Source organism: Ruegeria sp. BHSB056, from assembly GCF_059613305.1.
This window is the reverse complement of the sequence record NZ_JBXWSG010000015.1, coordinates 15,834-28,551: the sequence shown is the minus strand read 5'-3', so window position 1 is coordinate 28,551 and position 12,718 is coordinate 15,834. Positions and strand designations below refer to the sequence as shown.

The window sequence follows — 12,718 nt, the reverse complement described above, 5'->3', positions numbered from 1 at the left end:
ATCAGGTCAGCGGCTCGTCTTCGCTGGCCTGCCCGTGCTGGGTTTTGTCCCAGAAAAACGGGTTGGTCGCCAATTCCCACAGCGCCTTGTAACCGGCAATCACGCCCAGCGGGAAATAAAGAAACATCGTCGGAACCCAAAGCAAAAGAAACCGCCGCTCACGCGCGGATACGGCGATCAGGCCAACGCCGATACTCAGCCCCTCTGCCACCAGAAACAGCCCGATCAGCGCGTTTGAGATGGATTGCGGCAGAATAGGTCCCATCGGATTGGCCAGCCCCAGGCTTGACAGCCAGAATACCCAGAGAACGGGTGCCAGCAGAAATTGCCCCAGCGTACCCAGAAAGAACGCCTGAAGGCCCAGAAATCTGGCACCTCCAAGGTCACGCCACAGCTTTTGCGGGCTGCGCATATGCACCAGATACGTGACCATGAACCCCTTGAGCCAGCGCGAGCGCTGTTTGACCCAGGGCCAGGCCCGGAAATTCGCCTCTTCATATGTTGTGGTATCCACCATTTCGGTCCGGTAGCCGGCCCGGCACAGCCTTACGCCCAGATCAGCATCCTCGGTGACGTTATGGGCATCCCAGCCGCCCAGTTCCAACAGCTTGTCGCGACGGAAAAAGAACGTGGTGCCCCCAAGTGGCACCACCAGCCCCATGCGGGCGATCCCCGGCAGGATCACGCGGAACCAGCTGTTGTATTCGATGGTAAAGCAGCGTGACCGCCAGTTGGTGCGCGGGTTGTAGTAATCCAGAACCCCTTGCAGGCACACCACATCCGCCGCGGCCTGGGTGAAATGCGCCACCACGCGCTCGATCTGATCCGGTTGTGGGGCGTCCTCGGCATCCCAGACGCCGACGAAGTCGCCCCGGCAGAAATCCAGCGCGTAGTTCATGGCGCGCGGTTTGGTGGTCAGCCCGTTCAGCTCGGGCACCTCGACGATGCGCATCCAGCTGGGCAGGCTCACTTGTGCAAGGGCATTGCGCGTCACGTCATCCTTTTCCTCAAGCACAAGGATGACATCCAGCAACGCCTTGGGATAGGTCAGCCGCTGCAGCCTGTGCACCAGAGCATTTGCAATCTCGCGCTCCTTGTACAATGGCACCATGATCGACACGCAGGGTTGCCGCAATGTGATGGCCGCTTCGGTGTGGTCCGGCTGCGTTCTCAGGCGATGCCAAAGATAAGCCAGCGTGCCAGCCGTCCGAAAGACCGCAAAAAGCACCAGAGTTCCCACAGCCATGCCCAGCATCGCCAGCAGGCCAAAGGACGGGAATACGGCAAACAGCCCCAGCACACACAACAGGGCCACCGAAGGCCCCACGCGCGACCTAAGGGTCCAGTTGCGGCAGCTTTGCACGGGATCAACCCGCGTTTCCGCCGATCTGGCCAAAGACCCCGAGAATTGCCGCGCAATCGTCCGATCGATCTGATCGGATGCCGCCAGCACCGGGATCACGGCATAATCGCATTCCCGCATCCCGGCGGTCACGGTTGCGAACCGGTCGGGCCGGGCGGTGGCCACCAGAACAAGGGGGCCAATCCGCATCCAGGGGATGACATTGTGTTTCAGCCAGAAGTCGACCGGCATTAACCCGCTCAGTTCCGGCATCGGCGGGATCTGTTCAAGATCGGCAATCTGCCAGCCGGATTGCGCAGACAGCGCGCTCAACACGTCCTGCCGGGTGGCATAGCCTTCTCCGACCAGTATCTCTCCCAGCGGTGCGTTCTGTCTGGTTTGCTGGCTCAGCGCATGGTCCAGCTGGGATCGGGTGATAGCCCCGGTTTCCAGCAGGCAGGTGCCCAACGGTTTCCGATACCCGGGCGCGGGGATCGGTGCGGCGGACGTGAAATCCAGAAGATCAAGCTCAGCCATAACAAAACCCTGGCGCAGTTACCTGCGCTCAGGGTTGTTCGATCAGGGTTAACACCCGGTTAACACTGCACAGACAAGCAGTTATGCCTGAATTTTCTTCTTTTCCATGGCCTCGGCGAAACGCTCGAACAGATAGAAACTGTCCTGCGGTCCGGGCGATGCCTCGGGGTGGTATTGCACCGAATAAACCGGCCTATCCGCCATGCGGATACCGCAGTTCGAACCGTCAAACAGCGACCGGTGGGTTTCCACGACGCCATCCGGCAGGGATTGCGCATCGACAGCAAAACCGTGGTTCATCGACGTGATCTCGACTTTGCCGGTGTCCAGATCCTTGACCGGGTGGTTCGCGCCATGGTGGCCATGGTTCATCTTGACCGTCTGACCTCCCAGCGCCAGCGCCAGCATCTGGTGTCCAAGGCAGATGCCGAACACAGGCAGGTCTGTCGTCTCCAGAATCTCTTTGATCATCGGCACGGCGTATTCGCCTGTTGCTGCCGGATCGCCGGGACCGTTCGACAGGAACACACCGTCGGGCTGATGTGCCAGCACGTCGGCTGCGGTCGCGGTTGCGGGCAGAACGGTAACATCACATCCGGCGGATGCGAGGCAGCGCAGGATGTTGCGCTTGGCGCCATAGTCTACGGCAACAACCTTGTGGGCAGGGGCCTTCTGACGCTGGTACCCATCCGGCCAGGCCCACCGCATCTCATCCCAGCGATAGCTTTGGGCGCAGGTGACTTCCTTGGCCAGGTCCATGCCCTCCAGCCCGGCAAAACCGCGCGCGGCGGCGACCAGCGCCTCGATGTCGAAATTTCCCTCGGGGTCATGGGCCAGCGCCACATGCGGCGCACCTTGCTGGCGGATTGCCCGGGTCAGGCGGCGGGTATCGACACCCCCGATGGCGATGCGCCCCCGGCGGGCCAGCCAATCCTTGAGCTCCTCGGCCGAGCGCCAGTTCGATGGCTCGGTCGGATCCCATTTCACAACCATGCCAGCGGCGACCGGATCACCGGTTTCGTCATCCTCGGGGTTCACGCCGACATTGCCGATATGAGGGAAGGTGAAGGTCACGATCTGCCCGGCATAAGACGGGTCGGTCATGATCTCCTGATATCCGGTCATCGCCGTGTTAAAGCACAGCTCGGCCACGGTTTGCCCGGTCGCGCCGAAGCCTGCGCCGTAAAACAGGGTTCCATCGGCCAAAGCCAGACATGCGGTGGGCTTGGACGGGGCATTCGGGGCCATGGCGCGACTCTCCTGTAGGGTAAATCGGCGCATACCTAAGGGGGTTGGGCGTCTGGGTCAAGTCTGTTCAATTTTTAGGCTGTTGTTGTTTTTCAATGGGTTAGATGGATCGACCCCCGGTTGTATCAGGCTTTTTGTTTCTATATGGTCGGGGTTCCGTTGTCATGGGGATGGACAAACCAAATGGACATGCGATCACGGGTGAATGCCGCCCTGAAGCAAGCAATGAAAGACAAAGCAGCCGAGCGTCTGTCGACTCTGCGGTTGATCAACGCCGCCATCAAAGACCGCGATATCGCGGCACGTGCGTCCAGCAATGAAGAAGCCAAGGGATGCAGCGACGCAGAGGTTCTTGAAATCCTTGGTAAAATGACCAAGCAGCGCAAGGAAAGCGCCCGCGCCTACGAAGAGGGCGGTCGCCTGGATCTGGCCGAACGCGAGATTCGCGAAGTCGAGGTGATCGAGGAATTTCTGCCAAAACAGCTAGATGACGATGAGGTCAGCAAGGCCATTCAAACCGCCATCACGGCAACCGGCGCGGGTTCGATCCGCGATATGGGCAAGGTGATGGGCGAGTTGAAAACGCGCTATACTGGCCAGATGGATTTCGGCAAGGTCGGTCCTATGGTCAAGGATCACCTGTGCGCAGCCTCAAACGGCGATTGCTGAGGCACCGAGCCCCGGAAAACACTACTGCGCGACCGGCTCGCGCAGTCTTAGGACCAGCTCGTCATAAAGCGTGATCCGCTCATCTTCGGACAGAAACGCCCCGATTTCGACCTCGCGCCCGTCTCCGACAAGGGTGACATAATGCGGAACCGGGCCGCCTTTCTCGTGCATCGCCGGCCGCGCCCAACAACGGTTGCAAGACCATTCGTGCTGCTCTTTGCCGGGGGTGTGGTGCACCAGCCGCGCATGTGTGCCCGACAGGGTCAGTACCTCGAACACACTGCGGGCGCGGTAGTTGGTCTTGATGGCCAGCCACAGCCCCAGCACAGTGATCAGCAGAAACGGCAGCAACCCCCACAGGATCACGGAACCAAGCGTGGCCAGCAGCGGGATCAGGCCAAACAGGAACACCGACAGGATCGTGATCATCGCGCCCCGCGGCGGCAGCGAGTTATGCGGCCAAAGCCGCAGTTCCTGTTCGGTTTCCGAGGTCTGATTCCACGTATAGGGCATACCGCGAACATAGCGCAGCGCCGCCTCATGTCGACGGGTTTTGATCAGACGACGTGGCCGACCCGAGACCAGGACAGGGCGTCATCCAGACGATCGTCACCCCAGAACACCTCCTGCCGGACAACAAAGCTGGGGGCGCCGAAAACACCCAGTTTGACGGCGGTTTCGGTTTCCGCCTCAAGGGCCGCGACGATGTCGTCGCCTTGTGCGCGTGCCAGGGTCAGTCGGGGGTCTTGCTGACACCGCAAAAGCGCCTCGGACAGCGCACTTTCGCGCCCGGCTTCCACCCCTTCCTCGAACCAGATGCGATAGAGCGTTTGGGTGAACGTCACGCCCCAGCCATCCATCATTCCAAGCAACGCAACCTGATTGGCCAGTGGCAGATTGGAAATCGGATAGGGCGCAGGCAGGTTGGCGTGGATGTGGTACTTGGCACAGCGGCGTTCGATATCGCGCCACATGTAAGCCGATTTCACAGGCTTTCCGGCAAAAGGGATATTCTGCTGGGCCGACATCACCGTGCGCACGTTGAACGGGCGCCAGTTCACCGTGGCGTCATGCTGGGCGCACCATTCCTCCAGACGCATCACGGTCAGGAAGCTGTACGTGCTGCCAATGGAATACCAAAAGTCGATCTCGGGCATTGCCGACCCTCCGACTGTTCCGTCCGCACATCATAGCCGATTTCGTCGCACTTGGCGAACGCAGGGTGAGGGCAAAGAAAAACCCCGCCACCAGGGCGGGGTTTCCTTGGATCAGGTCGGGATCAGTGCGCGTGGCCCTTGTCCCAGTCTTCCTGCTTGGGCAGCTGCTCGAACGTGTGTTCGGGCGGCGGGGTGGGCAGGGTCCATTCCAGCGTATCCGCATACTCGTTCCAGTAGTTGGGCCGTGTCTCGCGTGCGCCACGCAGCAGGGCGTAGATCACGATGCCGAAGAACAGCAGGAACGAAGCGAACGAAATGAACGCGCCAATCGACGAAACAAAGTTCCACTGCGCGAACGCCTCGGGATAGTCGATGTAGCGGCGCGGCATTCCCTGACGACCCAGGAAGTGCTGCGGGAAGAAGGTCAGGTTGGCGCCGATGAAGAACAGCCAGAAGTGAACCTTGCCCCAGAACTCGGAATACTGACGCCCTGTCATCTTGGCGAAGTAGAAGTAGATCCCTGCGAAGATCGCAAACACGGCACCCAAGCTCATCACATAGTGGAAATGTGCCACCACATAGTAGGTGTCGTGATAGGCGCGGTCTACGCCAGCCTGCGACAGCACCACACCGGTCACACCGCCAACGGTGAACAGGAACAGGAAGCCGAAGGCAAACAGCATCGGTGTCTTGAACTCGATGGAACCGCCCCACATGGTCGCGATCCACGAGAAGACCTTAACACCTGTCGGAACCGCGATGACCATCGTGGCCAGCATGAAATAGGCCTGCTGACGCAGCGACATGCCAACGGTGTACATGTGGTGCGCCCACACGACAAAGCCCAGCACACCGATTGCGATAATCGCCCAGACCATCGGCAGATAGCCAAAGATCGGCTTGCGCGAGAAGGTCGCGATGACATGGCTGATGATGCCGAAACCGGGCAGGATCACGATATACACTTCCGGGTGGCCAAAGAACCACAGGATGTGCTGATACAGGATCGGATCGCCGCCACCGGCCGGATCAAAGAAGGTAAAGCCAAAGTTGCGGTCCATCAGCAACATGGTGATCGCGCCCGCCAGAACCGGCAGCGACAGCAGAATCAGCCACGAGGTGACGAAGATCGACCAGCTGAACAGCGGCACCTTGAACAGGGTCATGCCGGGGGCACGCATGTTCAGGAAGGTGGTGATCATGTTGATCGCGCCGAGGATCGAGGAGGCGCCCGATACGTGTACGGCAAAGATCGCAAGGTCCATGGACATGCCGCCCTCGGTCGTGGACAGCGGCGGGTACAGAACCCAGCCCACGCCCGAACCCATCTGATCGTTCCCACCGGGGCTCAGCAGCGAGGCCACACCCAGCGAGGTACCGGCAACATAAAGCCAGAAGGACAGGTTGTTCATCCGCGGGAACGCCATATCCGGCGCGCCGATCTGCAACGGCATGAAATAGTTGCCAAATCCGCCGAACAGGGCAGGGATGACAACAAAGAACATCATCAGAACACCGTGATAGGTGATCATCACGTTCCACAGATGCCCGTTGGGCGTACACGGGTCGGCCATGAAGCCTTCCAGGCACATGTACTGAACACCGGGGTGCATCAGTTCAAGCCGCATGTAAACGGTCATCAGAACCGAGATCAGACCGGCCAGAGCCGAAACGATCAGGTACAGAATCCCGATGTCCTTGTGGTTGGTCGACATGAACCAGCGCTGGAAAAAGCTGCGCTGGTCTTCATGGTCGTGACCATGAATGGCTGCGTCTGCCATTATAGGTGCCTCCTGTTGCAACTACACCGCGCAGCCGGACCTCTCCAACGCGCGGGATTCCTGCTGGTTTTAGAATGCGTAGGGGCGACCTTCAATGGCCGAGTTTGATCTGGATCAAGATAAATGGCCGCACCCCCCTTGAAAACGGGTGTTCGAGAAGCCGGGATCTGAGCGTTCGGGGGGGCTGGTGATACAGCGGATCTGGTACCTGTCGTCATGCCGCACGCAATGGGACCGCCTCCCTAAGCCGACCCGGCAAGCGTGAACGCCTGCCGTCGGCCCACTCCGCAGGATCGAGGACAGGGAAGGGGGGTGTTGAGGCCAATTTACCGAATGCTGCATAACGATTAAATGTCCGCTATATGTTCGGAGGTGCAACGAGTGCGCCAACTTGGGCTCGAAGGCAACTCTGGAATTGCAGTGTACGGGAGAATCGGAACAGCGTTATGGCTCAGCAAAATAGACGCATCGTACCTCAACCCAAGAAACTCGTATGTACCCCCCAGAACTACCGAACAACTGGAGGTCTGGAGTTCTGGTATGAACACGAAAGCAGGCGGATCGCTACGTCAAACCCTGACGTATCGTTGAATTTTGTCAGAACTGGCGGAATGGAAGCGGTAATGTATTTGTTTTTAAAATTGGACGGTCTGAGTATTCAGATCGGTCAAAAGGGAGGCAGACCGTTCCCGCCCAGCGTTTATCAGGGGCCCAAGCGAGAAACGACTTGGGTAATAGGCTCTCTTGGTATGCCACTCTATTTTGATACATTGGCAAAAACGCATACGTCACGCCGCGTCCATAACCCATCCCACCGCTTTGAGCCTGTGGCTCTTGACGAACATTTTATCTCAATCGAGCAGCAAGAGGACGCGATAGCTTTTCTGAAAGAAGCTCTCGCAAAATACTGTGGGGAATGGATCGGTGCATGCCGAGGAGAGGAGCAACACGCAAAGGTATACTTGCTCCCAGAGTTGGAAGAACAGTTGGCGGCTGGGCAGTTCTTGAAATGAACTACTCGCCGGCAAATTTGTCATTGGCGCAATTGTAGCGAAAGCTCAATTTGTCCGCACAGTGCACCTTCGACTTGAGCTTGATGAAGTATTCAAAAACTTAACCAGTTTACGTCCGATTAAGAGTTGCGAAATCGGTACTCTGCTGCGCGGGCAGACATCACCTGTCGGGAACGTGCCGCATCTGTCTCTGAGGATGTGATCTCATGCAAAATCCAAGTGTACAAAACGTACTACGCCCTCTGAAAACCCGGTACAATTTGCACATTTCAGGACTCAATCCCGCGGCTTGACCCGGCGGGGCGGGTGGACCACAACTCGGTCAAAAGCCCCTCAAGGAACGGATGGCAACCATGGATTATGATCCCGACAACATCTTCGCCAAAATTCTGCGCGGCGAGATACCTTCGTCAAAAGTTTACGAAGATGCCGACACACTGGCCTTCATGGACATCATGCCTCGTGCCGATGGGCATTTGCTGGTGATCCCCAAAACGCCCTGCCGCAATGTACTGGATGCCACGCCCGACCAACTGGTGGCGGTCATGAACACCGTTCAAAAGATGGCTCGTGCAGTGATGAAAGCCTTCGACGCGGACGGTGTAACCATTCAGCAATTCAACGAAACCGCAGGCGGGCAGGAGGTTTTCCATCTCCACTTTCACGTCCTGCCGCGTCATGACGGAGTGTCGATGCGCCCACCTGGTAAAATGGGTGATTTCGACCTGATTGCCGAACATGCGGAGAAGATAAAAATCGCTTTTTAGTCAATATCTTACGGTCTTTTTGTGAGGTGATAGTTCGGACAATTACCCACACTCGCCCGCGCATATCGTCGTGACCGGAGACAAGAAAACCCGAAACCCCTCCTTGGGACCGACCAAGTGACTCAATAGCCGGATAACGCAGAAATCGCCTGCTCCCGACCATTGCGGCTTGAGCACGGGTTTCAGCGTGAAGGGGGGAAATGAATTGCCGTTCCGATTTGGGGTCGGAACGGCAGACTCGTAACCAAACACTTCTCGGATTTCGAGGGCGAGCCCTTGATCACCGGTTTAACATACCACTCACTCTTGATTGGCAGTTTCATATTACTCGTTAACAACACCGATGTATCCTAGAGAATTAAAAATTGCCTAAAGAATAACGTAAAACTGAATAGTTCTTGGTAAATTGCAACGTGTTTCGGAAACAGAGCCTTCCACACATGCATATTGTTGTATCCAAGCACAGCGGATGCTGATTCTCTGACGAAGTAGAATCAGAGATCAGAGGCACCAAAAACGTCCGAGAAGGTTTTTTTCAGGGCCGCATCAAGATCATCCATAGTGACCGGAAGCCCCAGATCCACCAACGAAGTCACGCCGTATTCGCTGATCCCGCAGGGAACAATGCCCGAAAAATGCTCCAGGTCCGGTTCGACATTAACCGAAATGCCATGAAAACTGACCCATTTTCGCAAACGCAAGCCAATTGCCGCGATCTTGTCCTCTGCCGGTTTGCCGGTCACCGTCAGCGGTTTGTCGTCGCGCCGCACCCAGACACCAACACGCCCGTCGCGTATTTCGCCGTGCACGTTGAATTCGGCCAGTGCTGATATCACCCAGTTTTCCAACTGCTTCACAAATTGGCGCACGTCGCGCCCGCGCTTGTTCAGGTCCAACATGACATAGGCCACACGCTGACCGGGCCCGTGATAGGTGTACTCGCCGCCGCGTTTGCTTGCATAAACCGGAAAGCGGTCAGGATCGGTCAGGTCTTCGATCTTTGCCGACGTGCCTGCCGTATAAAGTGGCGGGTGTTCCAGCAACCAGATGCACTCCTCCGCGTCGCCGCGCGCAATCTCGGCGACGCGCGCCTCCATAAAGGCGGTGGCGTCGTCATAACTAGTCAGACCATCGGTGATTTTCCATTCCATGGCGGCCTCATATCCGCCCAAAGCGGGCAGGGGAAGAGGGGTCAGGCCGCTTCGGCCAAACATTGTTGCAGCACCCGAGAATAGGTGTCGACCCCTTGCGCGCCGGTCAGCAGGTATTTTCCGCCAAATACCATGGACGGCACACCAGAGATCCCCCGGCTGGTCCAGTACTGCTGTTTCCCGCGCACCAAAGCGATATGCTCGCCGGTCTCTAACACCTGACGTGCGGCATCAGGGTTCAGCCCTGCAGAAGCGACGGCCTGCAACAGAATCTCAGTGTCGGAAACATCCTGTTGCCGGGTGAAATACGCGTCGAATAGCGCAAGCTTCAATTGATGTTGCAGACCCTGACCTTCGGCCCAATCCAGCAACTGATGCGCCTTGAATGTGTTCACGATCCGGCTGTCTTCATCAAAGTTGAAGGTGAACCCCAGTTCCGCCCCGATCGCCGTTAGCTTTTCGCGGGCCTGCTGGCTCTGTTCAGGGGTCGAGCCATATTTCTCCGTAATGTGTTCCCGAAGGTTCTGCCCTTCAGGCGGCATGTTCGGGTTCAATTCGAACGGGTGCCAGCGAAGTTGGGCTTGGATGCCCTGCTGTTTCATTGCCACATCAAGCTGACGAAACCCGACTAAACACCATGGGCACACAACGTCCGACACGATATCGATCTGTATGATGGGGCGGGTGTCGGTCGAGGTCATCTGAGGCTCCTGCTAGATCGAAACTGCGCTGTGCATCGGCTTAGGTAAGACTGCTGCGAAGGATTTTAAACCAGCGTGTTTTTGCCTCTTCACATCGCGCGCGCCAACGTCTATACGCCGCTCTACCAAGTCACTGGCAGTGCGGTCGTGGCGGAATTGGTAGACGCGCAGCGTTGAGGTCGCTGTGGGGTAACTCCCGTGGAAGTTCGAGTCTTCTCGACCGCACCAAATCTTTTCGCATCCTGTGATATTCAAATTGGCTCACGCGAAGCAGGCTTTGCCTTTCTGGTCTGTTCTCTTGCATTGCAAATCCGAGGCCCGTAACTAAGCCAGGTGTCGGGAAGCGCGCCATACCTCTGCAATGATGCGATTTTTCCCTTCGTCCTGAGTTTGCGAGCCAAGGTTGCGGGTAGGTGCGATGAGACTTGTCATATCAACGATGAAAGACGAGGGGCCGTTCATCCTTGAATGGATCGCCTATTACCTTTCGATCGGGTTCACGCATTTCATAGTCAATTCGAATGACTGTTCCGACGGCACCGACGCGATCCTGAAAAGATGCGAGGAACTGGGTTTTCTGGTGCATATCGACAACCCCGGTCCCTGGAAGCATGGGCCGCAGGCGTCGGCCTATGCGAACGCTATGGAACATCCCTGGTACGCTGAGGCCGAGTGGATTCTGGTTTGTGATGTCGACGAATTTCTCGATATCCGTGTTGGGGACGGCACGCTGGACGATATGTTTCGCACCTTTCCACATGCAGACGGATTTGCCGCGATATGGCAGATGTTCGGACACAATGGGATTGTCGAGTTTGAAGACAAGTTTGTGATCGAACAATTCACATCTGCAGCAGAGTTGGGGGTGGTCACACCGCAGAATGTGCGTGCCTTCAAATCGCTTGTCAGAAACAACGGGTCTTATCGGGCGATCAACACACACCGTCCGCGTGGCCCAATCGCCGGCAAGGCCGAAAGCTTTGCGTGGATCGATGGTGACGGAGATCCCTTGCCACCTGCAATGCGGCGAAACGGTTGGTCTCATTCCACGACTGGCGCGGCCTTTGGGCAGCAGTTTTTCAGGATGAACCACTATGCCGTCCGGTCCATTGAGAGTTATCTGATGAAGCGGCTGCGGGGGGATGTAAACACAACCGCGTTTCATCCCAAGATGGAGGCAACGGGACAAGCCTATTGGCACATGCATTGCTTCAACAAGGTTGAAGAATTATCGATCCTTTCCAAATTGGACCGCCTTGGAAAATCGTATGATGAACTACGTGCGGATCGTGTTCTGGGAGATTTGCACGAAAAAGCTGTTGCTTATCACAAGCGCCGTATCTCGGAGATACGTGAAACAGAGGCCGCGCAGGGATTCATAACTCGGTACAAGAATTTTGCCGGGGGACGATATATCAAGGCGCTGGATCTGGGCGTGATGGAAGAAGGCGATCTTTCCTTTGATGCCGAGACCTACAAAGACCCCGAAGTTTCTTTCGCGCAAGTTGCGAAATGGACGCGCTTGGGCAAGATGTCCAAACCTGAAAACTCAAAACCCAATAACTACCCCTGGTTTACCCGGCTGGATTCCCTGGGAACGGCCATGGAGTACGAAGAAGCGGCGGCGCGGCATGCATTAATCACTGATGCAAAACAGGTGGACTTGCCGTTCGATCCGAAGGACCCATCTTTCCTGCCGCCAGTGTCTCCGGAGGTTGAAAGAACGAAAGAGCAGCGACAGCGATTCTTGCGGTCAATCAGCGGCAAGAAGAACTGGGTTTTGATCGGGCATGTCGAAACCGAAATTGTAGAAGAAATACTCGCATTGGATGCAGTTGCTCAATTGACGATCATCGGGCCATGGGGGCTGTCGTGGGATACATTCGCCTGCAAGGATACGACGCAAGACAGTAATCTACAGGCCCTGGATCGCACGTTCTATGCATTGCTGGAGTACTTCCGCGAACCGATCATTGCGGGGCGTCTGAGGGTCTACCGGGCGCTGCCGCCTTTGATGCTGAAGCTGTTTCAGGATCAAAGTGTGGGCGTCGTGATCATACGCGGGGTTCGGGCTGAGCGTGTCATGTTGCAGCTGTTGAACCGGATCGACAGGGTTCTGGCTCCGGGCGGAAGTATCGCTTTTACATCCTACAGGCGGGGCAAAGGGTCTTATTCCGGAATGTCTTCGGCTATTAACCGTTTTCTTGCGAGTAAAGCGAGTGACTATCGGATTACAAGCCTCGAGCCTCCGTGGCTTGGTATCGACAAGTTGCCACCACTTTCCAAAAACGACACATAGCTTCTGGTTCTTGAAGCAACGACATGTTAGCCATTGCCCAATAAACAAAACGG

At 56.9% G+C, this 12,718-nt stretch carries 11 protein-coding genes and 1 tRNA gene; 5 read left to right on the top strand and 7 right to left on the bottom strand.

Going from position 1 to position 12,718, the window contains the following annotated elements:
• Position 1: 1 nt before the first annotated feature.
• Positions 2-1,879, bottom strand: coding sequence for a glycosyltransferase (locus AC2FND_RS05995; protein ID WP_496768526.1), 1,878 nt, complete (start codon positions 1,877-1,879; stop codon positions 2-4).
• Positions 1,880-1,960: 81 nt separating this feature from the next.
• Positions 1,961-3,127 (bottom strand): glutamine-hydrolyzing carbamoyl-phosphate synthase small subunit, encoded by a 1,167-nt coding sequence (gene carA, locus AC2FND_RS05990; RefSeq protein ID WP_480537598.1) that lies wholly within the window; start codon positions 3,125-3,127, stop codon positions 1,961-1,963.
• Between the two features lie 183 nt (positions 3,128-3,310).
• On the opposite strand from carA, the gene AC2FND_RS05985 reads away from it, so the two are divergent.
• Positions 3,311-3,796, top strand: coding sequence for a GatB/YqeY domain-containing protein (locus AC2FND_RS05985; protein WP_209504231.1), 486 nt, complete (start codon positions 3,311-3,313; stop codon positions 3,794-3,796).
• A 21-nt stretch (positions 3,797-3,817) separates the two neighbouring features.
• Here AC2FND_RS05985 and AC2FND_RS05980 read toward each other — a convergent pair whose 3' ends face one another.
• The 3 genes from AC2FND_RS05980 to ctaD all read right to left on the bottom strand — a co-directional run bounded on the left by AC2FND_RS05980 (position 3,818) and on the right by ctaD (position 6,734).
• Positions 3,818-4,309, bottom strand: coding sequence for a DUF2244 domain-containing protein (locus AC2FND_RS05980; protein WP_496768523.1), 492 nt, complete (start codon positions 4,307-4,309; stop codon positions 3,818-3,820).
• 44 nt (positions 4,310-4,353) lie between these two features.
• On the bottom strand, positions 4,354-4,953 hold the full coding sequence (locus AC2FND_RS05975) for a 2-hydroxychromene-2-carboxylate isomerase (RefSeq protein WP_209504229.1): 600 nt from the start codon (positions 4,951-4,953) through the stop codon (positions 4,354-4,356).
• Between the two features lie 122 nt (positions 4,954-5,075).
• Positions 5,076-6,734, bottom strand: a complete 1,659-nt coding sequence (gene ctaD / locus AC2FND_RS05970; protein WP_480505596.1) for a cytochrome c oxidase subunit I — start codon at positions 6,732-6,734, stop codon at positions 5,076-5,078.
• 446 nt (positions 6,735-7,180) lie between these two features.
• Between ctaD and AC2FND_RS05965 the strand changes: the two genes are divergently transcribed.
• Entirely contained in the window at positions 7,181-7,747 is a 567-nt protein-coding gene (locus AC2FND_RS05965) for a hypothetical protein (protein ID WP_480493415.1), read from the top strand.
• A 353-nt stretch (positions 7,748-8,100) separates the two neighbouring features.
• Positions 8,101-8,514, top strand: coding sequence for an HIT family protein (locus AC2FND_RS05960; protein ID WP_480537602.1), 414 nt, complete (start codon positions 8,101-8,103; stop codon positions 8,512-8,514).
• A gap of 494 nt (positions 8,515-9,008) precedes the next feature.
• Here the strand turns inward: AC2FND_RS05960 and lipB are convergent, their stop codons facing one another.
• Together lipB and AC2FND_RS05950 are read right to left on the bottom strand one after the other, a co-directional pair.
• The gene (gene lipB, locus AC2FND_RS05955; protein WP_496768567.1) at positions 9,009-9,665 is read right to left on the bottom strand and encodes a lipoyl(octanoyl) transferase LipB; all 657 of its coding nucleotides are present in this window, start codon (positions 9,663-9,665) and stop codon (positions 9,009-9,011) included.
• Between the two features lie 41 nt (positions 9,666-9,706).
• Positions 9,707-10,366 carry a DsbA family oxidoreductase gene (locus AC2FND_RS05950; RefSeq protein ID WP_496768520.1) on the bottom strand — a complete coding sequence of 220 codons (660 nt, stop codon included), beginning with the start codon at positions 10,364-10,366 and terminating at the stop codon, positions 9,707-9,709.
• A gap of 141 nt (positions 10,367-10,507) precedes the next feature.
• Between AC2FND_RS05950 and AC2FND_RS05945 the strand changes: the two genes are divergently transcribed.
• Together AC2FND_RS05945 and AC2FND_RS05940 are read left to right on the top strand one after the other, a co-directional pair.
• A tRNA-Leu gene (locus tag AC2FND_RS05945) sits at positions 10,508-10,594 on the top strand.
• Positions 10,595-10,784: 190 nt separating this feature from the next.
• Complete coding sequence (locus AC2FND_RS05940) at positions 10,785-12,665, top strand: glycosyltransferase family 2 protein (RefSeq protein ID WP_496768519.1); 1,881 nt, start codon at positions 10,785-10,787, stop codon at positions 12,663-12,665.
• The last annotated feature ends 53 nt before the right edge of the window (positions 12,666-12,718 follow it).